Genomic DNA, 23,035 nt, shown 5'->3' on the forward strand with positions numbered 1-23,035 from the left:
GGCGGGGCGTCAACGCGCCTGCTACCTGCGGTGCTTGAAGTCCTCCAGCGCCTGCCGGACGGTGTCGGCCATGTCCTGGCTCCCCACGTGCCCGGAGTCGTCGAAGATGTGCAGCTTCGCGTCCGGCCAGGCCTTCGCCAGCTCCCACGCCGTCTGCACCGGGCAGCCCATGTCGTACCGGCCGTGCACCAGCACGCCCGGTATGCCCGCCAACTTGTGGGCGTCCCGCAGCAGTTGGTCCTCCTCCAGCCAGGCGCCGTTGCTGAAGAAGTGCGAGCAGATCCGGACGAAGGCGATCCGGTCGTCCATCTCGCGGTTGCTGTACATCCCGGGGATGCCGTTCGGCTCGCCCTCGATGACCGCGTCCTCCCACGCCAGCCACTCGTTGGCGGCCTTCTCCCGCACCGCCCGGTCCGGGTGCTCCATCAGCCGCGCGTACGCCGCCAGCAACTGGTAGACGTCGCCGCCCCGTTCGCCCTCCGGGACGCCGTCCTGGAACCGGTCCCAGGCCTCGGGCCGGAACCCGCCGACGCCCCGGTACAGCCAGTCGGTCTCGGCCCGGCGGGTGGTGGTGACCGCCTGGATGACGATCTCACTGACCCGCTCCGGGTGCTGCTGCGCGTACGCCAGGATCAGCGTCGACCCCCAGGACGCGCCGTCCAGCAACCACCGCTCGATACCGAGGTGTTCGCGCAGCCGCTCCATGTCGTCGATCAGGTGCTGGGTGGTGTTCAGCGCCATGTCCGCCGCCGGATCACTGGCGTGCGGCGTACTGAGCCCGCAGTTGCGTTGGTCGTACCGGATCACCCGGTAGGACTCCGGGTCCCACGCCCGGGTCGGCCGCTTCGGGAACCCCGCCCCGGGCCCGCCGTGCACGTACAGGGCGGGCTTGCCCTCGGGGTTGCCGAGCTGCTCGTAGTAGATGCGGTTGCCGTCTCCGGTGTCCAGGAAACCGGTGTCGTAGGGGTGCATCGGCTCATATAGATCAACCATGGGTGCTCGTCCGTCCGCTCCGCAGTCCGACCTGCATACAACGCCAACTAAACTGCCCGTCGGACCATTTGGCCAACCCGATACCCCGGCGGAAGTGCGGAGTTCCATGAGCCCCTTGATCGACCGGAAGACGATGGAGTCGGTCTTCGGCGCCGAGGAACTGGTCACTCCGGCCGACCACCTGCTCGACGGCATCACGCACCGGGCGACCCGGGAGTTCCTGGGCGAGATCGGACTGCCGGACCGGATGGGCTGGTTCGAGACCGACCAGCTGATGGTCGACGGCGACCTGCGGATCGGCGGCGAGGCCTGGCAGCGCGTCGCCGGCCGGTACCCGAGCTGCCCGTTCGACATGTCGGTCTGGCTGACCCTCGGCAGTATCCGGCTGGACGACGTGATGGTCGACGTGGCCACCGGCATCGTCTACTGCATCCCGGAGGGTGGCACTCCGCACCTGCTCAACAGCACGGTCGACGCCCTCGCCTTCTTCCTGCACGCCCTGGAGGAGGAACGGCCGGCCTACGACCCCGACGCCGGTACGGACGAGCTCGACCCCGCGGGCGCCGAGGCAAGGCTGCTGCGGACGATGCGCCGGGTCGATCCCCTCGCGATGGAGAATCCCGGGTCCTGCTGGTTCACCGTCCTGCACTACGTCAGCCACCTCCTGGGCGAACCGCACTGAATATCCGTCAACTGCCGTTCCACTGCCGCACTTCACCCACAGCAGAACGCCGCTCCCTTCCGCTCGCGCGCGGGATGTCTACGCTGATGGGGTGAGCACTCAAGGCCAGAACGAAGCCCGCGTCATCCCGCTGCGCCCGCAGGGCGGGGCGGCCAAGCAGCCGGCGGCGGTCAAGCAGCCGCCGGCGGTGAAGGAGCCGCTGTGGCGTGATGTGGTCGGTGGTGTGCTGCGGCGTGAACGGCTCGCCCAGCAGCGGACGTTGAAGGACGTCTCGGAGGCGGCGCGGATCTCCATGCCGTACCTGTCGGAGCTGGAGCGCGGCCGCAAGGAGGCCTCCTCGGAGGTGCTCGCGGCCGCCGCGCGCGCTCTCGGGCTGGGGCTCGGCGATCTGCTGTCGCTCGCCCAGGACGACCTGGTCCGCTACTCGCAGATCCGCCGCGCCGCGCCCGCCGCGCCGTACAACGGGCTCTGCCTGGCCGCCTGAACAACGGCCGTTGCGACGGCGGTTGGCCGCCTGAGCAACGCCGGTCGGCACGGCGACAGTTGGCCGCCTTCGCAACGTCGGCCGACACAGCGGAAGTTGGCCGCCCGAGCAACGCCGGCCGGCACGGCGGCGGTTGGCCGCCTTCGCAACGCCGGTCGGCACGGCGGCAGTTGGCCGCCCGAGCAACGCCGGCCGGCACGGCGGCAGTTGGCCGCCGCACCGGCCGGTTCTCGGCGTCTCAGGCCAGGACCAGGCGCCGGTTCAGCACCTCGTCGGCCAGGCCGTAGGCGACGGCCTCCTCGGCGGTGAACACCTTGTCGCGATCCATGTCCGCGCGCAGCGTCGCCGGGTCGTGGTGGGTGTGCCGGGCGAGTACCTCCTCGACCTGCGAGCGGATCCGCAGCAGCTCCTTCGCCGCCAGGCTCAGGTCCGAGACCGTCCCCTGCCGGCCGCCGCTGGCCGGCTGGCCGAGCAGCACCCGCGAGTGCTGGAGCACGAACCGCCGCCCGGGGTCGCCGCCCGCCAGCAGGACGGCCGCCGTGGACGCCGCCTGGCCGACGCAGAACGTCGAGATCGGCGACTGCACGAAGGTCATGGTGTCGTAGATCGCCATCAGTGAAGTGAACGATCCGCCGGGCGAGTTGAGGTAGATCGCGATCTCCTCCCCCGGGCTCGCCGACTCCAGGTGCAGCAGCTGCGCGATCACCACGTTGGCGACGCCGTCGTCGATCTCGGTGCCGAGGAAGATGATCCGCTCGTTCAGCAGCCGGCTGAACACGTCGTAGGACCGCTCGCCCTGAGCCGTCTTCTCGATGACGTAGGGAACCGTGTACGAGCCCATGTCACAACCCCATCCGTCGACGGTTCGCGGCCGGACGGATGTCCGCCAGCGACTCCACCACCTGGTCCACCATCCCGTACTCCCGGGCCTGTTCGGCCGTGAACCAGCGGTCGCGGTCGCCGTCCCGGGCGATGGTGTCCTCGCTCTGGCCGGTGTGCGCGGCGGTGATCCGCTCGATCGCCTTCTTGGTGTACTCGAGGTTCTCCGCCTGGATCTCGATGTCCGAGGCGGTGCCGCCGATGCCCGCCGACGGCTGGTGCATCATGATCCGCGCGTTCGGCAGCGCGAACCGCTTGCCGGCGGCGCCCACCGTCAGCAGGAACTGCCCCATGCTGGCGGCGAAACCCATCGCCAGCGTCGAGACGTCGTTCGGGATCAGCCGCATGGTGTCGTAGATCGCCAGGCCCGCCGTCACCGACCCGCCCGGGCTGTTGATGTACAGGCTGATGTCGGTGCGCGGGTCCTCCGCGGAGAGCAGCAGCAGCTGCGCGCACACCCGGTTCGCCGACACCTCGTCGACCTGGGTGCCGAGCAGGACGATCCGCTGCGCGAGGAGCTGCGCCGCGAGGTGGTCGTCGAAGCGACTGGGCGGCGTGTCGCCGTCCTCCGCACGGGATGGGAACGGACTCATCGGGGTTTCCTCCTCGGGGCCGGAGCGCGTCTTCCACTCCACTGTTCACCCCGAACGACCCCTCGCAGACGCTTCTCTGCCCGCCGCAGATTCGCCACGGGCAGAGCGCCCGACTCAGACCCCGGGCGCCGGCCGGACGGTGATCCCGTTGCGCTCCAGCAGCGCCGCCGTCACGCCGTCGCCCGGCACCAGCGCGCCCGCGAACGAGCCGTCGTAGACCTTGCCCCGGCCGCACGACGGGCTCCGCGGCATCAGCACCGCCTCCGTGCACCCCGCCCGCTGCGCCGCGACCAGCGCCAGCTCGGCCCCCGCCACGAACTCCGCCGTCACGTCCCGCCCGCCGTCGTCCACCACCCGCGCCGTCCCGTCCAGCACGTCGTGCCCGTCACCCCCGACCAGCTCCGCCGGCCGCCGCGGCGTCTCCAGCCCGCCCGCCACCTCCGGGCAGAACGCCACTGCCCGCCGCCCGTCCAACGCCTCCGCGAGCGCCTCCGACGCCTTGTCCCGCCCGTCGAACCGACACGGCACCCCACGCAGACAAGCACTCACCAAAATCGCATCCACCCGCCCAGGCTACCGGGCCACACACCCGCCCGATCCTGCCCCTGACCAGCCGGAAGCCGAAGGAGCCGTCAGGCCTTGCCGGTGGCCGCGACCGCCGTGAGGCCCTGTTCGGTGGGGCCGTAGACGCGGCCGCCTCCGGCCCAGAGGGGGACGGTGAGGGCGAGGTTGGAGGCTTGGAAGGTGTAGGTCCAGCGGGCGGTGCCGGTGGTGGGGTCGAGGGCCCAGACCTTGCCGTGGAGCCAGAGGTAGAGGGTGTCGTCGGCGAACTGGGCGCCGAGGTTGGTGATCATGGGGCCGGCGGGGAGGGTGCCGGCCCAGCGGACGGTGCCGTCGGTCGCGTTCAGGGCCTGGACCCGGACGCTGAGGGTCTTGTAGTCGATGCCTGCGGCGAAGACGGTCGAGCCGTCGGCGTTCGCCACCACCGCCTGGTAGGTCATGGTGGCGTCGCTCTTCCAGGCCACCGTCCCGTCGGCCGGGTTGATGGCGTAGACCCGGTCGGCGAGGTAGAGCAGGTGGCCGCCGGCGGAGCTGTGCGGGCCGTCGGTGAACGGCTGGAGGAGGGCTCCCGAGTCCGGGGTGGTACCGGGCGTGGGCTGGTGCCAGACGGAGTTGCCGGCGTCCTGCGTGTCGAGGCCCTGCAGGGTGAACTTGCCGCTGGCCATGTCGTTCATCTCCCACAGCAGGCGGGTGCCGGTGGTGGGGACGGCGAGGCGGCCGGTGCTGAGGCCGACGTTCGGGAACCGCTGCTCCCAGCGGGTGTCGTGGGTGGCGGTGTCCACGGCCCACAGGAACATCTGCTGGCCGGGGCTTCCGGTGGCGGATCCGGTGACCTGGACGTAGACGGCGCCGTCCAGCACGCCGCAGACCGCGCCGACGGTGGCGGTCACCGACGCATTGGTGAATGTCCAGGAGACTTCGCCGGTGGCCAGGTCGATCGCCCTGAGGGAGGTGCGGAGGCCGAAGGTACCGGCGGATTTCGGCTCCCAAGTGAGGTAGTAGCCCTTGCCGTTGGCGGCGGCGACCTGGCCGATCACCGGGGTCGGCATGATGCTGTTGGCGGCGGCCTTCGGCTCCCAGCGGGGTTTGCCGTCACGGTCGAAGCCGCGGATGGCCTTGGCGTCGACGGTGAGGATGCTGTCGCCGTCCCCGACGACCTGGGCGATCGGGTCGGACACGGGCACCGTCCACAGCGCGGTGGCGATGGTGGTGGTGTCGAGCGGGCGGTCCGGGTCGGTGAGCTTGCGCGCCGGTGCCGAACTGCCGGGCGTGGCAGGTGACTTGTCGGAACCGAACGTCAGGTACGCCGCAGTCCCGCCACCCGCAAGCGCGATCGCTCCGCCGGCCAGCCCGTACAGCAGGGTCCGCCGCGCGGGTCGCTTCAACTCGGGCCCGGGGGGCGGCAGTTCCATCGTAGGAAGGAGCGGTGGGGGCAGCGTCGGCGTGAGGACGGCCGCCGAGCGTTCGACGGCGGCGACCAGCGCGGGGTGCAGCCAGGTGCCGGGGGGCTGGGGTTCGAGCCGCTGGGAGTCGACGAGTTGGCGGGGTGTGGGCCGGTCGGCCGGGTCCTTGGCGAGGCAGGCGGCGACCAGCAGGCGCAGCCCGGTGGGGACGCCGCTGAGGTCGGGCTCCTCGGCGGCGACCCGGCGGACCACCTCGATGGGCTGGCCCCCGCCGAACGGGCCCGCGCCGGTGGCGGCGTGCACCAGGGTCGAGCCGAGCGAGAAGACGTCGGCGGCGGGGCCGATCGGCCGGGCGAGGGCCTGTTCGGGCGACAGGTAGGAGGGGGTGCCGAGGATGGCGCCCTCGGCGGTGAGCACGCTGTCGTCGGCGGCGCGGGCGATGCCGAAGTCGATGACGTGCGGGCCGTCGAGGGCGAGCAGCACGTTGCTGGGCTTGATGTCGCGGTGGACGAGTCCGGCGGCGTGGATCGCGGCGAGTTCCTCGGCGATGCCGGCGGCGAGGATGCGCAGCACCGGTTCGGGGAACGGCCCGACCAGCCGGACCGCCTCGTCGAGCGGGATGCCGGGGATGTACGCGGTGGCGAGCCAGGGCAGCGGCGCGTCCGGGTCGGCGTCCACGACGGGGGCGGTGAACGCGGAGGACGCGGTGCGGGCGGCCGAGACCTCGCGCCGGAAGCGGGCCCGGAACCGCTGGTCGTCGGCGAGTTCGGGCCGGATCAGCTTGATCGCGACGGTGCGGCCGCCGGCCGACCGGCCGAGGTAGACGGCGCCCATGCCGCCCGCGCCGAGCCGGCCGAGCAGCAGGTAGGGGCCGACCTGTGCGGGGTCGGTCGGGGACAGCGGGTGCATCGTCAACTCGCTTTCACGGGAAGGGCGGTGAGGAAGGAGGGGCTCGCGGCGGCCAGACACCGGCGCCCGGACCGGCCGAGGTCCGGCTGCGTGGTCGTCAACTCATCTTCGCGGGAAGGGCGGTGAGGATCGACGGGCTCCCGGCGGCGACGCACAGCCGTCCCGCGCCGGCCGTCCAGGTCAGGGTCGCGGCGTCGGTGCCCTGGTATCCGGAGTACTTCCAGCGGGCCTTGCCGGTGTCGGGGTCGAGGGCCCAGATCACCGCGTCGGGGCCGATCCGGTAGAGGGTGTCGTCGGCGTAGAGCAGGTCGGCGCCGAACCTGCCGGTGCCGGTGCCGGGGCCGTCGGGCGGGAGCGGGGTCTTCCAGCGCGGGGTGCCGCTCTTCAGGTCGAGGGCGCCGACGGAGAAGCCGCCGTCGGTGTCGGTCCACAGGCAGTGCAGCAGGTTGTCGTCGGGGCCGTGCGCGAAGGCGCTGCCGTGCAGGCGGGGGGTGGCGATGCCGGGGGCTGACCAGGCGGGCTTGCCGGTGGCGGGGTCGAGGGCGGTGACGGCGCCTTTGTTGTCGGGGGTGAGGAACCAGCCGCCGCCCGCGGCGATGCCGAAGGACTGGAGGCCGGCCTGCCAGGCGACGTTCCCCGAGCCGTCGAGTGCCTTGAGGCGGTCGGCGGAGGAGACCAACACCTGGTCGCCCCCGGCCAGCAGGACGCCTTCCAGCAGCAGGGATTCCTCGCCGTGGAACCAGGCGGTGCGCCGCCCGGCCAGGTCGATCGCCCACACGTTGCTGCCCCCTTGGTGCCGGCCCTGGCCCAGCCCGAGCACGTACGCGGTGCCGCCGCGGATCCCGGCGAGGCGGTTCGCCGAGACCGCCTCCGGCTGGTCGAGCGCCACCTTCCCGTCGGACTTGCCGTCGGCCGGGTCGATGGCGAGCAGGACGGCCGTGATGCGGCTGCCGACGCCTGTGCCACCCATGCCGGCCATGCCGCCCGTACCGGCCAGTTGGATGCGGTGGCCGTCGAAGGCGGCGACGGGTTGCGGCTGGGCCGCGTCGATGGCGAAGGTGACGGCGACCGTGGTGTCGTCCAGGGTCCACTTCGGCTTGCCGTCGCCGCCGACCGCCCAGATCTTCCTGGGCGTGATGCCGACCACCGCCCCGTCCAGTGACAGCAGTTGGACGCACGGCAGGGTGACCTCGCGGTTCTGCCAGAGCGGGACGGCCTCCGGGACGTCCGCGCTCGGCCGGACCGGCGGGGCGGCGTGCTTGTCGGACGAGACGCCGCGGTCGCGGTTGATCAGCGCGAACGCGGTTCCGGCCCCGCCGGCGGCGAGGACGGCGCCGCCGAGGCCGAGCAGCGTGCGGCGGCCGATCCGGCGGGCCGGTGGTGGCTGGTCGATGGGTGCGTCCGAGGGGGCGGGCGGGGGCATCGGCGGTGGTGCGGGCGGCGCGGTGAGCACGGCGCGGACGGCGCGCACCTCGGTGGCGACGGCGGGTGGCAGCCAGCCGTCCGGGTCGGTCGGGTGCCCGGACTGGGCGACGTGGGCGACGAGTTGGCGGGGCGTCGGCCGGTGCGCGGGGGTCTTGGCGAGGCAGGCGGTGACCAATGGGCGCAGTTCGGCGGGGAGTTCGCCGAGGTCGGGTTCGGTGTTGACGATCCGGAACAGCACGGCCGCGCCCGCGCCCTCGCCGAACAGGTTCCGGCCGAGGGCCGCGTACGCCAGGGTGGAGCCGAGCGAGAACACGTCGCCGGCGGGCGCGAGCGGCTCGCCGAGGGCCTGTTCGGGGGACATGTACGGCGCGGAGCCGATGACGGAGCCGGTGGTGGTCAGCCCGCCGGCGTCGGCGGCCCGGGAGATGCCGAAGTCGATGACGTGCGGCCCGTCGAGGGCGAGCAGCACGTTGCCGGGCTTCAGGTCGCGGTGGATCAGCCCGGCGCGGTGCACCTCGCCGAGCGCCTCGGCGAGCCCGGCGGCCAGTGTGCGGACGGTGGCGACGGGCAGCGGGCCGTGCCGTTCGACGACCTGCCGCAGCGACAGTCCGGGGACGAAGGCGGTGGCCATCCACGGCAGCGCGGCCTCGGTGTCGGCGTCCACCACGGCCGCGGTGAACGCGCCGGAGACCCGCCGCGCGGCGGCCACCTCCTGCCGGAAGCGCTGCCGGAACTCGGTGTCCTCGGCGAGCTCCGGCCGAACCACCTTGACGGCGACGGCCCGCCCGCCGGCCGACCGCCCCAGGTACACCGCACCCATGCCGCCGGCCCCGAGCCGGCCCACCAGCGTGTACGGCCCGACCTGCCGCGGATCCATCCCGTCGAGTGGCTGCACCTGCCCTTCCCTTCCCCCGTCGGGTGCGCGGGACGAACCATACGGTCTGCGGGCTGGGTGCGGCAGCCGCGCACACCGAATCCTCACCTGGGCTGCTGCGCTGATGCCTCGTCAGCCCAGTCCGGCCTTGTGGGCGAAGAGCGCGGCCTGAACGCGGTTCTCCAGTCCGAGGCGGCTGAGGATCCGGTTGACGCGGCTCTTCACGTTCGCCTCGCTCAGGCCGAGCGCGTCACCGATCCGGGCGTTGGACAGGCCGCGGGCGACCAGCACCAGCACCTGGAGCTCCCGTTCGGTGAGCAGCTCGACGGACGGAGTTTTTACCAACGCATCGTCAAGTGTTGGCAATAGGGCGGGCGGCAGCGCGGTGAGGGTGTCGATCAGGCGGCGGGTGACGCTCGGCGCGAGCACGGACTCGCCGGCGGCGGTGGCCCGGATCGCCCGGGCCAGCTGTTCGGGGGCGCTGTTCTTCAGCAGGAAGCCGTGCGCGCCGGCCCGCAGCGCCTCGTGCACGTACTCGTCCAGGTCGAAGGTGGTGAGCAGCAGGACCCGCGGCGCCGGCTCCGGGCCGGGCCACCCGGTGGTGATCCGGCGGGTGGCCTCGATGCCGGTGGTGCCGGGCATCCGGATGTCCATCAGCACGACGTCGGGCCGCAGTTCGACGGCGAGCGCGAACGCCCGCCCCCCGTCGGCGGCTTCGCCGACCACCGTCAGCCCCTCGCGTCGGTCGATGACCAGCCGCAGCGCCGTCCGGACGATTTCCTGGTCGTCGACGACCAGCACCCGTACGCTCACGCCTCCACCACCCGCGCATCCAGTGTGGCGCGCAGCCGCCACCCGCCGTCGGCCCGCGGCCCGGCGTCCAGGGTGCCGTCGAAGGCCGCCGCCCGTTCCCGCATGCCGATCAGCCCTCGCCCGCTGCCGGGGACCGGCCGGTGGCCGCGGGCGGGCAGATGGTCGGGGGCGGGCCGGTGGTCGGGGGCGGGCCGGTGGTCAGGGGCGGGCGGGTCGTTCTCGACCTCGATCAGCAGCTGCCCGGCGTCGGCGCGGACGGCGACCCGGACGTCCACCGGGCCGGCGTGCTTGAGCACGTTGGTCAGCGCCTCCTGGACGATCCGGTACCCGGAGACCTCGAGCCCCGCGAACTGCACGCCGGTTTCCGGGAGTTGCACGGTGACGGCGACCCGGCAGCCGGCCGCGCGGGCGGCGTCGGCGAGCCGGTCGAGGTGGGCGAGGGACGGCTCCGGGGCGAGGTCGCGCTCGCGGGTGGACAGCAGGCCGAGGATGCGCCGCATCTCGATCAGCGCGGTGTCGGCGGTCCGGCCGATCAGGCCGACGCCTTGGACGGCGAGCACCGGATCGTCCGTCAGCACGTCCTCGGCGGCCCGGGCCTGAACCGCGATCGCGCTGACATGATGCGCGACCACATCGTGCAGGTCACGGGCGATCCGGGCCCGCTCACCGGCCACCGCCTGCCGGGCGTTGAGCTCCTGCTCGGCCCGCAGCCGCCGGTTGAGTTCACGCAGCCGGTCCGCGTCGGCACCGATCCGGCGCCGACCGGAGCCGAGGATCCAGGCGAGCGCGAAGAAGAACACGAACGTGGTGGTGCTGATCGGCTCCAACGACCCGGGCTGCGGCACCTGCCAGTGCCCGGTCAGCGCGTCCCCCACCGTAACGGCCCCCAGGCACAGGCCAGTTGCGAGCAGGGCGGCCCGGCGCGGGCCGTAGCGGGCCACGGCGTACACGCCGAGCATCAGCAGGTACGGGCCGGGGATCTTCCCCGGTATCGGGTCGAGTACTTGGAACAGCAGGTACAGGGCGGTCATCGCCGCGAGCACGGCGTGCGGCCACCGCCGCCGCCACACCAGCGGAACGGTCTGCGCGGCCCACAGCGCCACACCCCAACCACCGGGCGCAGGCGTGTGGTTCAGCACGGTGACCGCGTCGAACAGGGTCAGCCCACCGCCGAGCGCGACATCCGTCAGTCGCGGCCGGTCGGCGATCCATCGGGGTGCGGCGCGCAGGGCCGTCGTCGTCCAGGTAGCCATCGGTCCGCCAGGCTAGACGAGCACCGGCGCGGTGCGGATCCTCCCCCGGGTGCGCATCGATAGTTGCGCGGGCACGGCCGGCGGCACGCGCCGCAGGCACAGCCGGCGGCACACCCCGATCCGCGCATGGGTTCAGCTCAGTTCCAGCACGCCCACCGTCTGACCTCCGCTGGTCTCTCCGGTCGGGCGGAACCCGAGTGCCAGGTAGAAGCCCATCGGGCCGTCCGCTCCGGGATGCCAGGTCGTCGTCAGGCGGGTGCCTCCCCGGCGCCGGATCTCGTCGGCGACGGCCCGCACCGCGAAACGCCCCACGCCTCGTCCCTGCTCACCGGCCGCAATGTTGAGACGCCAGAGTCCGGAACGGAAGTCGGTGCCCGTGCCGGTCCAGTCGATGTCGAAGAAGGCCATCAGGAACCCGACGGCCTCGCCGTCGTCGCAGATGAGCCGGGGCCATGCGACGCCCGGGTGCAGGTACGCCTCGGCGAGCGACTTCACCACGGGGTCCACCAGGTGTTCCTGATCGCGGCGGACCCGCAGGCCGATGGCGCGCTCGAAGTTGTCAGGGGTGATCTCTTGCAGGCGCAGCGAAGTCGGCATGTCCGCACTCCAAGCAGGTACGGCAAGTGAGTTTCGGACCGTGCCGGCCCCGATCGGCCGACAGTCGGGCGGATGCCGGGGCGCCCGCCCGGCCCGACTGTCGGCCTCCCCCGGTCCGTGGCGCCGCCGGTGTCCCGGTGTCAGCCCCGGCTGATGATGACCACGGCGATCGGCAGGGCGACCGCTCCCGAGACCGCGAGAGCGCCTCCGACGAACCTCAGCACGCCCACGGGTTGCCGGGCGGCTCGTTGTTGCGACAGCGGGCGCGGCGCAAGCCCCTGCACCATGTGGTCCTTGAAGCGGGTCGACCACTTCTTGGTGGCCAGGGCTCCGCCCATGGCCATGGCCGCGACGCTCCAGATGAGCAGGAACACGCCACCGCCGGAGCCCGCCTGAGCTGCCAATGAGGTCATGAAATGATCATGTACCGCCGGAATTCGAACGGTCAACAACGGTTCCCGGAGGGGGCATGATTGCCCCGCCGCCAGCTGCGCCGCGCCACCGGCATTGCACTTCCAGGTTCAGTGGTGCGCTCACGGAGCAGCGAAAGACCCGCGACGCGCGCGCCTGCAAAACCGCGCTGGCCAGGGCCGGTGCTGGCTCCTAGGATCCGCCGCATGGCAACACGACTCGTGCAGATCAACATGAAGGCCCGGGACGACGCCGCACTCGGCCGGTTCTGGGCGGAGGCACTCGGCTGGGGTGTCGACAGCGAGGGACCAGGCGTCACCAACCTCGAACCCGTGGGATTCGCTTACCCCGACCCCGCGGCCGTCTGCATCGACATCGTCGCCCGCCCGGAACCCAAGACGGTGAAGAACCGGGTGCACATCGATCTGGCCACCACCTCGGCCGCCCACCAGGCGGAGCTGGTCGAGCGCCTGAAGGCTCTCGGCGCGACGCTCGCCGACGTCGGTCAGGGCGACGTCCCCTGGACGGTCATGGCCGACCCCAACACACGTGACTACCAGTTCTGTGCAGCATAGCCGCAGGTCATCGCCAACGACAGAGCCCCGCCCGGCGATTGGCCGAGCGGGGCGTTTTGCTGTCTGACCACCCGCCAGGGCGGTGCGTGGTGTTGACCGCCGGGCCCGCGTGTCAGATCGGCAGGTCCCACCCGGGGCCGTCCTCGGTGCCCAGCCACACGCGCTGACCGGCGGCCGAGACCGTGATCCCGAACTTCTCCTGGTGAGGCTCGTTGGCGGCTTGCCAGCGCTCCACGGCCCGTTCCACCCGATCCCACAGACGAACGGGACCACGCTGGACAACGGTCCACCCGCCGTCAGGGTTGGGAGCCGTCCGGGCCTGCGAACCGGTGGACACGTCCCAGAGGATCTGTTCCGCCCCCGCCCCCATGCGTTCGGCCGAAGGGGCCGCGAGTTGCGCAACCCACCCGCCGGTCCAGTTGTCGAGCTTCGCGGGGTCGATCTGGCTCGGACGCTCGTCCCCGGGCAGCAGGGCCAGCGTCGGGCGGGGCGGCCGGTCGTGCGGCCGAGCGATCATGAAGCTGGTGTAGCCGGGGAGGAACCGACCCGTAGCCTCCCCGGGGCCGGTCACGTCGAGCAGCGCCAGGGCGTTGGCGTAGCTCCACCCGGAGAGGGTGGCCAGGATCTTCCCGCCGGGCTTCACCTGGTGCAGCCACGGCAGAGGGATGTACCGGACCGAGCAGGTGGCGATGAGCCGGTCATACTGCCCGCCCTGCGGGTCGCCGCGCAGTCCGTCACCGATGATCAGCCGGGGCGCGAACCCGGCCGCCTTGAGCGCCGTAGCGGCAGCCCCGCCGACCACCGGGTCGTACTCGATGCTGGTCAGGTTGGCGTCCCCGAGGCGGTGTGCACCGAGGGCGGTCGAGTACCCGGTTCCAGTGCCGATCTCCAGCACCCGCTGGCCGGCCTCCGCGCCAAGTTGCTGCCACATCCGCAGCACCAGTGACGGCAGGGTGGATGACGACGACGGGGAGCCGGTCACGGCGTCCTCGGTCACGTCGTCGGGCCTGGTCCGGCCGTCCAGTTGGGTGATCAGCGTCTCGTCGGAGTACACGCCCTCCAGCCACCCGGGGTCGCCCTCGCGGACGGGCCGGTAGCTGGTGGGGACACTGCCCGCTACCGGTAGGAAGTAGGACCCCGTGAACAGCTCGCGGGGAACCGTGGTGGCCGCGCTGCGCCACTCGGGTTCGGTGAGGGCGCCGTCCTCGACGAGCCTGTCCGCCAGGGCGCTGCGAAGCTGAGCCGATGTGCTCACGTGTCGGGGCCTTTCTCCAGTTGATCGGTAAGAGCTTGGGCGATAGCGGTGGTGGTCTGCGCCGGCTGCCACGCCCATTGGCCGTTCGGGTTGCACTCAAGGAAGTACCAGTCACCTGCGGTGGTCACGGCGAAGTCGAACGCGCCATAATGCAAACGGAGTTCGGTGAGATAGGCCGCGACTGAACGAGCGACCGACGCGGGCACCTCGATCGGGGTGCACGTCATCAGGTCTTGACGGTAGCGCCAGTCGAGATCGGGGCTGTCGATCCGGACACCGAACAGTCGGCCGCCCACGGCAGTCACCCGCACGTCGAACGCCTTGTCCACCTTGGCTTGGAACATGTGGGGGCAGACGGACACGGCATCGGTGATCTCGGCCGCGTGCACCTCCCGGACCCACACACTGTGCGGCTGATCGTCCACGCGGTAGGGCGTGTTCCACACGGGCTTGTAGACCACTGCGCCGGACTGCTGGGTGGCGAACGTCCGCGCCTCGTGCGGGTCGTCGGTGATCACCGTGCTGGGCACCAGGAACCCGCAGCGCTGCGCGGTCGAGAGCTGCGCGGGCTTGAACTCGGCGGATCGGTTGTTCCAGGGGTGATTCACGTAGTGCGCGTCAGGCAGTGACGCGAGGATGCCCCCTGCGCCCCACAGGGCCTGCTCGGCGGCGAACCGGCGGTCTTGGCCGCTCAACTCCGGCGGCCCCTCGTAGGGCGAGGGCCTGCGTACCCACACGGACCGAATCCGCGTGGTGTCGATCTCCCGACTTGCCGTGCGCAGGGTGCCCCGCTGGTCGCCTGTGCGGTACGTGGCGGTCAGCGAGGCACCCGCGTGCAGGTCGGTGCCGGGGTCGAGACGGACCACGGGAACCCGGCGATCGGCGAGAAGCCGCAGCACCACGTCCGCTGTCACGTCGTAGGGGTTGGTCAGCACCAGTACCGACCTGCTGTTACGCATCAGCCAGAACTCTGGTCCTGGTCGTACGACTCGGTGCTGTCCGCGTCGGTCGCACCACCGGGGCCGGACCCGTCACCCGGGGTGGTCGTGGTGGGCGTCAGGCCGCTCGTGCTGGTGCCGTGGCTGCCCAGCTCGACCGTCCGGCCGTGCTCGTCCACGATCACCGCGATCTGCGTTTCGGGATCGATCACGGGCGTGTACTGCGGAACCGTGGTGGTGGCCGCGTACGGCCCCATTCGCTGGGTGCCCCACGGTGCGGGCGTCTGCGTCATCTGTGCTGTACCTCCGTTTCCTGTGAACGTCGAAAGTTCAACACCTCGACTGTGAAGCCGAGTTGCCTATCCCACCCCGGCCGAGTCGCCCTGTCCAGGGCCGAACCGGTCGCGGCGGTCTTGCCCCGCTCCGGGCATGGGGGTTGATGTGCCCGGAGCGGTAGTTGGGCCCCTTCTGGCGGTTGATTCCCTTTCCGTCCGCCAGAACGGGAGTTCTTGGGGCGCGGCTACCTGCGCCCGAGGGGGCGCGCCTTGCGAAGCGGAACCGACTTGCCGGGCGCCGTCCACCCGAGGGGGAACAGCACGGGTTCACCGGGGAACAGCGCGGCTTACTCGGCGGTCATGACACCGCCCCACCGGCCGCACGTCAGGCACCGCCAGACCGGCCCGCCCGGACCGCTCTGTAAGGCACCGGGTTCCGTGGCCGTCTCGACCTCGCGTCCGGCGCCCTCGGGACACTCGTCCATCTCCGCTCCATACCGTGAATCGTCTGTGCCCCGCCCTGGTCGTCCGGGCCGTCCATTTCCCGTCACCAGGGCGGGGGTTGTGCAGCCCGGCGCAGCGCAGGCACCGCCGGGAGTCGAACGGGCGGGTTACGGCCGAAGCCGCGTGCCCCACCTCGAACGGGGCCGGGCGTGCCGAGCGCGGTGGGCGCGTTCGGTTGCCGGACCGTCCCGCTTGGCCATCGCGGCAACTGCCTTGCCGTGCAGGGTCGCTATGCAGTCGGCGCAGGCGAGCAGTTCCGCCATGACTCCGCCGGCTGCGGTCACCGGTCCGAGCCAGAGCACGCGGACCGAAGTGCGCCCGCAGTAGAGCCAGCAGTCCCCGGCCGCCCACGCGTTCCCGTCGCCCTCCTCGGGCGGCTCCGGCAGCCGTCCCGCGCCGATCTCGGCCAGCGTGGGCAGCACCTCGGCAGCAAGGGTCACGGCGGGTCTCCGGTGCGTACGCGGTGAACGGTGATCCGCAGACGGGGCCGCCGAGCGGTCCGTCTTCGGCGCCACCAGGTTTCCAAGTCTCCGCCGTAGACGACGCCGAGCATGGCGACCGCCAGGGCGAAGAACCACCAGCCCCAACGACGCACGGACTGCGGGTCGAGCATGGCGAGCGCGAGCACCACAGCGGCGGGCCCGAGAGCGACCGCCACACCCAAGGCACAGGCAGCAAGAGCCTTGCGATTCACGCCGGTTCCTCGTCGGGCACCAGCACCATCGGGGCCGAGGCCGCGTCCAGGCTGTACGACCGGTGGTCCTGGTTGAGCCACGCGTGCGTGCGCGCCCACTCCGCCACGGCCCCCACGTCCGCACTCGGCTGGGACGTCTCGCCGCACATGGTGCCGTCTTCGTCCTCGGACACGCAGGACAGGACGTAGCGCGCCGGAACGATCCGAGGGCCATCCGGGCGCAACTTCCAGTCCCCGAACCGAGTAACTATCCGGTTCGTCTCCTGGCAGTCCGTGTGCGTCAGCACCGACGGGAGTTCCCTGGTCGGCATGCTGCCCATTCGGCCTCCAAAATGCTGAATCCCCGTCACATTCCATGGACGGTACGGGCATTCAGCGCGGCCGAGAGGCACAGTTTGTGCCCCTGACTATCAGTCAGGCAGCAAGCCCGGTAGCGGTTGCAAGGTCACGGGCGGCAGTTCGAACAGATGGCGGGCCGTCCAGCAGGCCCCTGACCAAGTCATGAGTCTCATGGTTCCACCGGGCGGTGTCGGGCGCTGTCTCCACTGCGTCGGTGAGCAGCGATGCCACCCAATCCGGTTCGCCCCGCAGCGCATATGCCCGTGCGACCTCGATCAAGTGCCGTGCCCGCCTCGGCCGTGCGGGAAGTTCCGCCGGTGCCAGCCGGTCAGCCCACCGCAAGGCGGTGCCGACCTGTCGCAGCTCGACAGCGACTGTCACAGCGTGCACCGGCACTACCCGTGCAGATGCGGAGGTCGGCGAGTGCCAGAAATCAGACGGCAGGGTCCTGGCGACCTCCTCGGCTCGGTCGAACCAGCCCCAAGCCTCGCCCGACTCTCCCGCGCGAGCGTGCGTAATAGCCGCGTGGAACGCCATGTCTGCCCATGCCGCAGCAAGCGACGGGGAATCGCCCCTGACAGGCCCGAGCAGCCGCAGGGCCTCCTCAGTGAGCGTCTGGGCACTGTCCCACTGCCCAGACTTCCGGAACGCCTCCACCAGGAACCAACAAGCCTGCGCAACTGCGACGGCATCACCGGACGCTCGGGCGGTTGCCAAGGAACGCTCAGCCACACGCCAGACCAGGTTTCCATCCCCCTGGTAGGCAGCGAACATCTGAACGAGATTCAGAGCCGAGGCATACAGCGCCTCAGCGCGCCGACGATCCGGGCAGTCAGGGTGCGATGCGGCGACCGAGGCAGCTGATACCAGCGCCGGAAGCAGGTCCCCAAGAGCCGTACGGTGGTCGCCCCGGGAGTCCCGAGCTTGCCAAGCCGCAGCCACCTGAGCCGCAACGTGATCGACGCTCGGGACCAGGCCGTCCGCCAGGCCCAGAGGCGCCGAGTCAACGGCCTGCCGGACCACCGATAGCGCCGGATGCTCCGCCCCGGAGAACAGCGCTCGGGGCATCGACACGTCCCCCGTCAGGGCCGACAGGTCTTCGATGCCCAAGTGCTCTGCGATCTTCACCAGCATGGGCAGTCTCGGCGGCAGGAGCCGGCCGTTCTCAACAGCCTTCAACCATCCCTCTGAACGGCCTACCAACCCGGCCAGCACGGCACGGGACTTGCCCGCGCGCTCCCTGAAAAGCTTGATGCGCTGGCCAACAGACAGCGCCGGATCAACAGCCATAGCCATGGGGTAAGAGTAGGACCAGCGCTGCCGGGCCAACACCGGTTCGGACCGAGCACGTGGGAAGGGGCGAGTGAAGGCAGGGTGGCGATCAGGAACGCAACAAGGCCCCCGCCCCAACCACCCGATGAGGGAGGAAGGGACGGGGGCGTTCATGTGGGCGGGACCGATCAGTCCCAGATATCGGAGTCGTCTGCTGACTCCGGCGGGGCAATGGCCACTCGCGCACTCGGCGAGAGGCCCAACTCCCTGATATAGCGGGAGAGCTGTGAACAGTTGGGGGACAGTCGGCCCCGCGCGCCTGGGACCGGCAGCCCATCCGTCCGGACACCCACGCTCAACGAACGCGTGCGGAACGGCACGACGCACGCGAACCGGCCCACACCGCCCGCGTGCGTCAGATCGGCAGGTCCCACCCGGGGCCGTCCTCGGCGCCGAGCCACACGCGCTGACCGGCGGCCGAAACCGTGATTCCGAACCGTTCCTGGTGGGGCGAGTTGGCGGCCTGCCAGGCTTCGACGGCACTCTCCACCTGATCCCACAATCGGAGCGGCCCGCGCTGAACCACGGTCCACCCCCCGTCAGGGTTGGGCATGGTCCGGGCCTGCGATCCGGTGGCCACGTCCGAGAGGATCTGTTGCTCACCAGCCCCCATGCGTTCGGCCGAGGGAGCCGCGAGTTGGGCGACCCAACCGCCGGTCCACGTGCTGATGATCTCGGGGTTGATCCGGGTCGGTCGTTCGTCCCCAGGCAGTAGCTCGAGACTCTGTCGGGGTGGCCGGTCATGCGGTCGGGCAATCATGAAGCTGACGTATCCGGGCAGAAACCGGCCCGTGGCCTCACCGGGGCCGGTCACGGTCAGCAGGGCGAGGCCGAACGCGAATGACCAGCCGGAGAGGGTGACCAGGATTCGACCGCCGGGCTTCACCTGGTAGAGCCACGGTTGGGGGATGTGGCGGACTGAACAGGTGGCAATCAGCCGGTCGTACTCGCCCCCCTCCGGGTCACCGAGCAGCCCGTCACCAATGATCAGCCGAGGCGCGTACCCGGCCGCCTTGAGCGAAGCGGCGGCCCTCGCGCCCACCGCCGGGTCGTATTCGATGCTGGTGAGATTGGCGTCCCCGAGGCGGTTCGCGCCGTAGGCGGTGGAGAGTCCGGTTCCGGTGCCGATCTCCAGCACGCGGTGCCCGGTCTCGGCGCCGAGTTGCTGCCACATGGTCAGCACCAGTGACGGCAGGGTGGACGATGAGGACGGGGAACCGGTCACGGTGCCCTCGGTCACGTCCTCGGGCCGGATATGACCGTCGAGTTGGGTGACAAGCGTTTCGTTCGAGTAGACCCGTTCGAGCCACCCCGGCTCGCCCCTGTGTACGGGCCGGCAGGCGGTCGGGTTGCTTCCGGGGACCGGCAGGAAGAACGACCCGACGAACAGTTCCCGGGGTACGCCCTCGGCGGCGGCACGCCACTCGGGTTCGGTGAGTGTTCCGTCCTGGGTGAGCTGTTCCACCAGGGCGGCATGCAGTTCGGCCGATGTGCTCACGTGTCGGGGCCCTTCTCCAGCTGGTCGGCGATGGCTCTGGCGATTCCTGCGGTGGTCTCCGCCGGCTGCCATGCCCATTGCCCGTTTGCGTTGCACTCAAGGAAGTACCAGGAGCCATCGTCGGTCACAGCGAAGTCGAACGCGCCGTAGATCAAACGAAGTTCGCCGAGGTAAGCGGCGATCGAACGTGCAACTGGTTCGGGGATCTCGACCGGCGTGCACGTCATCAGGTCTTGCCGGTGGCGCCAGTCGAGATCGGGGCTGTCGATACGGACCCCGCCCCACCCTGCCCCCCCAATTTGGGGGTCCTCCGGCAGGCGGGCATCGATAGTTGCGCGGTGGCCCGCAGTCTCGGCGTCGCGGCCGAGGCGGCGGGGTGGGTCGGGTGCCTAGCGTCGTTTCCATGACCTCCAACTCCTCTGAAATATCCGTTCGTTCGTGGTGGCGCAGCCGCCCCGCGCTTCTTCTGTCCGGTACTGCGGCGATGCTGTTCGCGGTCGGTGGGCGGTGGGACGTTGCCGCGCTGGCCTGGGTGTTTCCGGTGTTGTTGCTGGCGTTCTCGCGGCGGTCCGGGGTGTGGTGGGGGGCGTTGTGGATGTGGCTGGCGCATGTCGGGGCGGCGGTGTTCTGGGTGTGGGAGTCGGCGATCGGGTTCAATCCGGTGGTGGTGGCGGGGGCGGCGGGGTTGGCGGCGATTCAGACGGTGCCGTTCGTGGCGGACCGGCTGCTGGTCGGGCGGTTGCGGCCGTGGAAGGCGGCGTTGGTGTTTCCGGCCGGGTTGGCGGCGGGCGAGTTCCTGATCACGGTGTTGTCGCCGTTCGGCACGGCGTACGGTTCGCTGGCGGTCACGCAGTACGACAACTTGCCGTTGTTGCAGGTGGTTTCGGTGACCGGCCCGTACGGGGTCGGTTTCCTGGTCGGGTGGTTCGCGTCCACCGTCCTGCGAGTCCGTCGGTGGCCGTCGTGGCGCAGCGGTGTGGTGTGCGGGTCGGCGCTGGTGGCGGTGCTGCTGGCCGGTGGCGCGCGGCTGGCGACCGACCCGGGGGGCGGGGCGACGGTGCGGGTGGCGGGGGTGAGTCCGAGCCGGGCGGTGACGGAGGCCAAGCGGGCCGCGTTCGAGCAACTCGCGGGCGAGAACGTCCAGTTCAGGGAAGCGCCCGCTGCCACGACAGCGCCGATCACGGACGCCGTCGAGAACGACCTGCTGGCCTCGACCCGCCGGGAGGCCGCCGCGGGCGCGAAGATCGTGGTCTGGCCCGAGGAGGCCGTCCGGACGCAGGAGGCGCACGCGGACGCGGTGATCGCCGCCGCGCAGGACGCGGCCCGGCAGTCGGGCGTCTACCTGGAGTTCGGGCTGCGGGTGGACAGCACGGCCGGCTCCGCCCACGACCGGGACGAGGCGCTGCTGATCGACCCGTCCGGCGCGGTGCTGTGGACGTATCAGAAGGCGCACCCCATCCCGGGCTCCGAGCGGTTCGCGCCGGGTGACGGCCGGGTGCCGGTCGCCGACACCCCGTACGGGCGGATCGCCGATGTGATCTGCTACGACGCCGACTATCCGGCGCTGATGCGGGTCCGCGCGGATCTGATGCTGGTGCCCTCGCACGACTGGCGGGAGTACGGCGGCGCACACACGAAGAAGGCCGCGCTGCGGGCGGTCGAGAACGGCTATGCCCTGGTCCGCCAGGACGAGTCGGGCGTCTCGACCGCGTTCGACAGCCGGGGCCGCGTCCTGGCCACGGCCGACTGGTTCAGCTCCGATCAGCAGACGGTGGTCGCCCAGCTCCCGGTCCACGGCGCGACCACCGTGTACGCCCGGATCGGCGACACCTTCGCCTGGCTCTGCCTGGCCGCCGTCGCCACCCTGGCCGTCACCGCGTTGACCCGCCGTCGCGCCTGAAGCGACCACTCCGGCGGGGTGTGCGTCCGGAGGGCCATAGTTGCTCTGGTCGCCGGCCCCGAACCGGGTGCTGGTGGAGGGCGACCGGGGGACCACACAGCGGCTGTGCGCTGAACAGCGGCTGTGCGGTCTCGGACCACCGCCGGGGCACGCAGCGGACAGCCGGACGCGAGCACCCGAACTAGCCTCGGCGGCTCCATGGGCCGCCCCGAGCCGGGCGCGCCCGCCACCCGACGAGCCGAGGGCCTGGTGCAGATGAGACGCAGTACGAGCGAGGAGTCCGCCTGGGCGCCGTTCGGGGAGAAGGTTTTCCGCGCCCTCTGGATCGCCCAGTTCGTCTCGAACGTGGGCGGCTGGATGCAGACCGTCGGCGCGCAGTGGCTGCTGGTCGGGCACGGCGCGGGGTTGGTGTCGCTGGTGCAGGTCGCGTCGGGCCTGCCGGTGCTGCTGCTCGCGCTGCCGGCCGGCGCCCTCGCGGACCTGGTGGACCGCCGCCGGCTGCTGCTGGTGGGCCAGGCGGCGATGGCGGCGGTCGCCACCGTCCTGGCGGTGTTGGCGCTGCTGGGGGTGCTCGGGCCGTGGCAGTTGCTGCTGCTGACCTTCCTGCTCGGCTGCCTCTCCGCGCTGAACGGCCCGGCCTGGCAGGCGGTGCAGCCCAGTCTGGTGCCGCGTGAGCAGTTGCGGCAGGCGTCGGCGCTGGGCGCGGTGAACATGAACGTGGCCCGCGCGGTCGGCCCCGCGCTGGGCGGCCTGCTGGTCGCGGCGGCCGGCGTGGGCTGGACGTTCGCTCTCAACGCGCTGTCGTTCCTGGGCATTCTGGTGGTCCTGCTGCGGCGCTTCCCGGACGAGCAGGCGCCCGTCCGCGAGCGGCAGCGCGAGCAGGCGCTGGCGGCGCTGCGGGCCGGCGGGCGGTACGTCCGGCGGGCGCCGGGGGTGCGGCGGATCCTGCTGCGCTGCGCGCTGTTCGTGCCCGGCGCGGCGGCGCTGTGGGCGCTGCTGCCGGTGGTGGCGGTGCAGCGCCTCGGCCTCGGCTCGTCCGGGTACGGCCTGCTGCTGGCGGCCGTCGGGGTGGGTGCGGTGGCGGGTGCGGGTGTGCTGCCGCAGCTGAGTGCCCGGCTGCGCGGCAACGGTGTGCTGGCGCTGTCGGGGCTGCTGACGGCGGGTGCGCTGCTGGTGGTGGCGCTGGCCGGGAACGCCGTGCTGGTGAGCCTGGCGCTGGTGTGGGCGGGCGCGGCCTGGATCTGGGGTCTGTCCACCCTGAGCGCCGCCCTGCAACTGGAGTTGCCGAACTGGGTGCGGGCCCGCGCGGTCGCCTTCTACCTGCTGGTCTTCCAGGGCGGCAACGCGCTGGGCGCCCTGGTGTGGGGCCAACTCGCCCAGCACGCGGGCCTGTTGGTCGCGCTGACCGTCCCGGCCGCGCTGTTGGCCCTGGGCGCCCTCTCCCTGCGTCAACTCCCGCTGCTGGACGCCGAGGTGGACCCGTCGCTGTCCGACAGCTGGCCGGAGCCGCGGCTGACGGTCGAGCCCGCCGCGGCCGACGGGCCGGTGCTGGTCTCGGTCGAGTACCGGGTGGCGGACGGCGGCGCGGAGGCGTTCGTCCGGGCGATGGACGAGGTCGAGGCGTCCCGGCGGCGAACGGGTGCGGTCAGCTGGGGCCTGTACCAGGACGGGGCCGAACCCACCAAGTTCGTCGAGGTGTTCACGGTGGCCTCCTGGGCGGAGCACTGCGCGCAGCACCACGAACGCTGGACCGGCGTCGACCACGCCTTCGAACGCACCGCCCGGGCGCTGGTGACGGGCGAGCCGGTGGTGACCCACGCCATCACCGCCCGGGCGGCGCTGTGACGC

Annotated in this window: 23 protein-coding genes and 1 pseudogene; 5 read left to right on the plus strand and 19 right to left on the minus strand. The window is 71.7% G+C overall.

The window, feature by feature from the left end:
- Positions 1 to 21: 21 nt before the first annotated feature.
- Entirely contained in the window at positions 22 to 993 is a 972-nt protein-coding gene (gene pip / locus ACGFWJ_RS04980) for a prolyl aminopeptidase (RefSeq protein ID WP_392945318.1), read from the minus strand.
- Positions 994 to 1,099: 106 nt separating this feature from the next.
- On the opposite strand from pip, the gene ACGFWJ_RS04985 reads away from it, so the two are divergent.
- Positions 1,100 to 1,675: an SUKH-4 family immunity protein gene (locus tag ACGFWJ_RS04985; RefSeq protein WP_392945320.1), complete on the plus strand. Its 576-nt coding sequence runs from the start codon at positions 1,100 to 1,102 to the stop codon at positions 1,673 to 1,675.
- 91 nt (positions 1,676 to 1,766) lie between these two features.
- Positions 1,767 to 2,159, plus strand: coding sequence for a helix-turn-helix domain-containing protein (locus ACGFWJ_RS04990; protein ID WP_392945322.1), 393 nt, complete (start codon positions 1,767 to 1,769; stop codon positions 2,157 to 2,159).
- A gap of 238 nt (positions 2,160 to 2,397) precedes the next feature.
- Here the strand turns inward: ACGFWJ_RS04990 and ACGFWJ_RS04995 are convergent, their stop codons facing one another.
- The 9 genes from ACGFWJ_RS04995 to ACGFWJ_RS05035 all read right to left on the minus strand — a co-directional run bounded on the left by ACGFWJ_RS04995 (position 2,398) and on the right by ACGFWJ_RS05035 (position 11,879).
- On the minus strand, positions 2,398 to 3,000 hold the full coding sequence (locus tag ACGFWJ_RS04995; protein WP_392945324.1) for a ClpP family protease: 603 nt from the start codon (positions 2,998 to 3,000) through the stop codon (positions 2,398 to 2,400).
- A 1-nt stretch (position 3,001) separates the two neighbouring features.
- Positions 3,002 to 3,631 carry a ClpP family protease gene (locus tag ACGFWJ_RS05000; protein ID WP_392945326.1) on the minus strand — a complete coding sequence of 210 codons (630 nt, stop codon included), beginning with the start codon at positions 3,629 to 3,631 and terminating at the stop codon, positions 3,002 to 3,004.
- A gap of 114 nt (positions 3,632 to 3,745) precedes the next feature.
- Positions 3,746 to 4,195 (minus strand): DUF523 domain-containing protein, encoded by a 450-nt coding sequence (locus ACGFWJ_RS05005; protein WP_392945328.1) that lies wholly within the window; start codon positions 4,193 to 4,195, stop codon positions 3,746 to 3,748.
- A 68-nt stretch (positions 4,196 to 4,263) separates the two neighbouring features.
- Positions 4,264 to 6,504 carry a PQQ-binding-like beta-propeller repeat protein gene (locus ACGFWJ_RS05010; RefSeq protein ID WP_392945330.1) on the minus strand — a complete coding sequence of 747 codons (2,241 nt, stop codon included), beginning with the start codon at positions 6,502 to 6,504 and terminating at the stop codon, positions 4,264 to 4,266.
- A 97-nt stretch (positions 6,505 to 6,601) separates the two neighbouring features.
- On the minus strand, positions 6,602 to 8,824 hold the full coding sequence (locus tag ACGFWJ_RS05015) for a protein kinase (RefSeq protein ID WP_392945332.1): 2,223 nt from the start codon (positions 8,822 to 8,824) through the stop codon (positions 6,602 to 6,604).
- A gap of 111 nt (positions 8,825 to 8,935) precedes the next feature.
- Positions 8,936 to 9,616, minus strand: a complete 681-nt coding sequence (locus tag ACGFWJ_RS05020) for a response regulator (RefSeq protein ID WP_392945334.1) — start codon at positions 9,614 to 9,616, stop codon at positions 8,936 to 8,938.
- The gene (locus tag ACGFWJ_RS05025; protein WP_392945336.1) at positions 9,613 to 10,869 is read right to left on the minus strand and encodes a sensor histidine kinase; all 1,257 of its coding nucleotides are present in this window, start codon (positions 10,867 to 10,869) and stop codon (positions 9,613 to 9,615) included. The genes ACGFWJ_RS05020 and ACGFWJ_RS05025 overlap by 4 nt, the downstream gene beginning before the upstream one ends.
- Positions 10,870 to 11,001: 132 nt before the next feature.
- Entirely contained in the window at positions 11,002 to 11,466 is a 465-nt protein-coding gene (locus ACGFWJ_RS05030; protein ID WP_392945338.1) for a GNAT family N-acetyltransferase, read from the minus strand.
- Positions 11,467 to 11,606: 140 nt separating this feature from the next.
- A complete protein-coding gene (locus ACGFWJ_RS05035; protein ID WP_392945340.1) occupies positions 11,607 to 11,879 on the minus strand; it encodes a hypothetical protein in 273 nt (90 codons plus the stop codon).
- A gap of 204 nt (positions 11,880 to 12,083) precedes the next feature.
- On the opposite strand from ACGFWJ_RS05035, the pseudogene ACGFWJ_RS05040 reads away from it, so the two are divergent.
- Positions 12,084 to 12,434 (plus strand): annotated as a pseudogene (locus tag ACGFWJ_RS05040) (VOC family protein); the annotation flags it as partial.
- A 130-nt stretch (positions 12,435 to 12,564) separates the two neighbouring features.
- Here the strand turns inward: ACGFWJ_RS05040 and tgmC (ACGFWJ_RS05045) are convergent.
- The 9 genes from tgmC (ACGFWJ_RS05045) to ACGFWJ_RS05085 all read right to left on the minus strand — a co-directional run bounded on the left by tgmC (ACGFWJ_RS05045) (position 12,565) and on the right by ACGFWJ_RS05085 (position 19,514).
- On the minus strand, positions 12,565 to 13,707 hold the full coding sequence (tgmC, locus tag ACGFWJ_RS05045) for an ATP-grasp peptide maturase system methyltransferase (RefSeq protein WP_392945342.1): 1,143 nt from the start codon (positions 13,705 to 13,707) through the stop codon (positions 12,565 to 12,567).
- Positions 13,704 to 14,666, minus strand: coding sequence for an ATP-grasp ribosomal peptide maturase (tgmB, locus tag ACGFWJ_RS05050; RefSeq protein WP_392945344.1), 963 nt, complete (start codon positions 14,664 to 14,666; stop codon positions 13,704 to 13,706). The genes tgmC (ACGFWJ_RS05045) and tgmB overlap by 4 nt, the downstream gene beginning before the upstream one ends.
- Entirely contained in the window at positions 14,666 to 14,938 is a 273-nt protein-coding gene (gene tgmA, locus ACGFWJ_RS05055; RefSeq protein WP_392945346.1) for a putative ATP-grasp-modified RiPP, read from the minus strand. The genes tgmB and tgmA overlap by 1 nt, the downstream gene beginning before the upstream one ends.
- A 593-nt stretch (positions 14,939 to 15,531) precedes the next feature.
- A complete protein-coding gene (locus ACGFWJ_RS05060; protein WP_392945348.1) occupies positions 15,532 to 15,864 on the minus strand; it encodes a hypothetical protein in 333 nt (110 codons plus the stop codon).
- The gene (locus tag ACGFWJ_RS05065; protein ID WP_392945350.1) at positions 15,861 to 16,118 is read right to left on the minus strand and encodes a hypothetical protein; all 258 of its coding nucleotides are present in this window, start codon (positions 16,116 to 16,118) and stop codon (positions 15,861 to 15,863) included. The genes ACGFWJ_RS05060 and ACGFWJ_RS05065 overlap by 4 nt, the downstream gene beginning before the upstream one ends.
- Positions 16,115 to 16,438 carry a hypothetical protein gene (locus ACGFWJ_RS05070; RefSeq protein WP_392945352.1) on the minus strand — a complete coding sequence of 108 codons (324 nt, stop codon included), beginning with the start codon at positions 16,436 to 16,438 and terminating at the stop codon, positions 16,115 to 16,117. Before ACGFWJ_RS05070 ends, ACGFWJ_RS05065 begins: the two co-directional genes overlap by 4 nt.
- A 94-nt stretch (positions 16,439 to 16,532) precedes the next feature.
- Positions 16,533 to 17,753, minus strand: coding sequence for a helix-turn-helix domain-containing protein (locus ACGFWJ_RS05075; RefSeq protein WP_392945354.1), 1,221 nt, complete (start codon positions 17,751 to 17,753; stop codon positions 16,533 to 16,535).
- Between the two features lie 391 nt (positions 17,754 to 18,144).
- A complete protein-coding gene (gene tgmC / locus ACGFWJ_RS05080) occupies positions 18,145 to 19,287 on the minus strand; it encodes an ATP-grasp peptide maturase system methyltransferase (protein WP_392945356.1) in 1,143 nt (380 codons plus the stop codon).
- Positions 19,284 to 19,514 (minus strand): hypothetical protein, encoded by a 231-nt coding sequence (locus tag ACGFWJ_RS05085; protein ID WP_392945357.1) that lies wholly within the window; start codon positions 19,512 to 19,514, stop codon positions 19,284 to 19,286. The genes tgmC (ACGFWJ_RS05080) and ACGFWJ_RS05085 overlap by 4 nt, the downstream gene beginning before the upstream one ends.
- Before the next feature lie 257 nt (positions 19,515 to 19,771).
- Here ACGFWJ_RS05085 and ACGFWJ_RS05090 point away from each other — a divergent pair, with 257 nt between their 5' ends.
- Positions 19,772 to 21,187: a nitrilase-related carbon-nitrogen hydrolase gene (locus ACGFWJ_RS05090; protein WP_392945358.1), complete on the plus strand. Its 1,416-nt coding sequence runs from the start codon at positions 19,772 to 19,774 to the stop codon at positions 21,185 to 21,187.
- Positions 21,188 to 21,385: 198 nt separating this feature from the next.
- Positions 21,386 to 23,032 carry an MFS transporter gene (locus tag ACGFWJ_RS05095; protein ID WP_392945360.1) on the plus strand — a complete coding sequence of 549 codons (1,647 nt, stop codon included), beginning with the start codon at positions 21,386 to 21,388 and terminating at the stop codon, positions 23,030 to 23,032.
- Positions 23,033 to 23,035: the final 3 nt, after the last annotated feature.

Source organism: Kitasatospora sp. NPDC048407, from assembly GCF_043200475.1.
Lineage (GTDB): Bacteria > Actinomycetota > Actinomycetes > Streptomycetales > Streptomycetaceae > Kitasatospora.

Bases quoted from the DNA above. Each gene is read 5' to 3' on its own strand.
- ACGFWJ_RS05075 (WP_392945354.1), bottom strand. From the start codon at position 17,753: ATGGCTATGGCTGTTGATCCGGCGCTGTCTGTTGGCCAGCGCATCAAG.
- ACGFWJ_RS05035 (WP_392945340.1), bottom strand. From the start codon at position 11,879: ATGACCTCATTGGCAGCTCAGGCGGGCTCCGGCGGTGGCGTGTTCCTG.
- ACGFWJ_RS05030 (WP_392945338.1), bottom strand. From the start codon at position 11,466: ATGCCGACTTCGCTGCGCCTGCAAGAGATCACCCCTGACAACTTCGAG.
- ACGFWJ_RS05095 (WP_392945360.1), top strand. From the start codon at position 21,386: ATGGGCCGCCCCGAGCCGGGCGCGCCCGCCACCCGACGAGCCGAGGGC.
- tgmB (WP_392945344.1), bottom strand. From the start codon at position 14,666: ATGCGTAACAGCAGGTCGGTACTGGTGCTGACCAACCCCTACGACGTG.
- ACGFWJ_RS05000 (WP_392945326.1), bottom strand. From the start codon at position 3,631: ATGAGTCCGTTCCCATCCCGTGCGGAGGACGGCGACACGCCGCCCAGT.
- ACGFWJ_RS05010 (WP_392945330.1), bottom strand. From the start codon at position 6,504: ATGCACCCGCTGTCCCCGACCGACCCCGCACAGGTCGGCCCCTACCTG.
- pip (WP_392945318.1), bottom strand. From the start codon at position 993: ATGGTTGATCTATATGAGCCGATGCACCCCTACGACACCGGTTTCCTG.
- ACGFWJ_RS05085 (WP_392945357.1), bottom strand. From the start codon at position 19,514: ATGACGTGCACGCCGGTCGAGATCCCCGAACCAGTTGCACGTTCGATC.
- ACGFWJ_RS05070 (WP_392945352.1), bottom strand. From the start codon at position 16,438: ATGGGCAGCATGCCGACCAGGGAACTCCCGTCGGTGCTGACGCACACG.
- ACGFWJ_RS04985 (WP_392945320.1), top strand. From the start codon at position 1,100: ATGAGCCCCTTGATCGACCGGAAGACGATGGAGTCGGTCTTCGGCGCC.
- ACGFWJ_RS05090 (WP_392945358.1), top strand. From the start codon at position 19,772: ATGCTGTTCGCGGTCGGTGGGCGGTGGGACGTTGCCGCGCTGGCCTGG.
- tgmA (WP_392945346.1), bottom strand. From the start codon at position 14,938: ATGACGCAGACGCCCGCACCGTGGGGCACCCAGCGAATGGGGCCGTAC.
- ACGFWJ_RS05025 (WP_392945336.1), bottom strand. From the start codon at position 10,869: ATGGCTACCTGGACGACGACGGCCCTGCGCGCCGCACCCCGATGGATC.
- ACGFWJ_RS04995 (WP_392945324.1), bottom strand. From the start codon at position 3,000: ATGGGCTCGTACACGGTTCCCTACGTCATCGAGAAGACGGCTCAGGGC.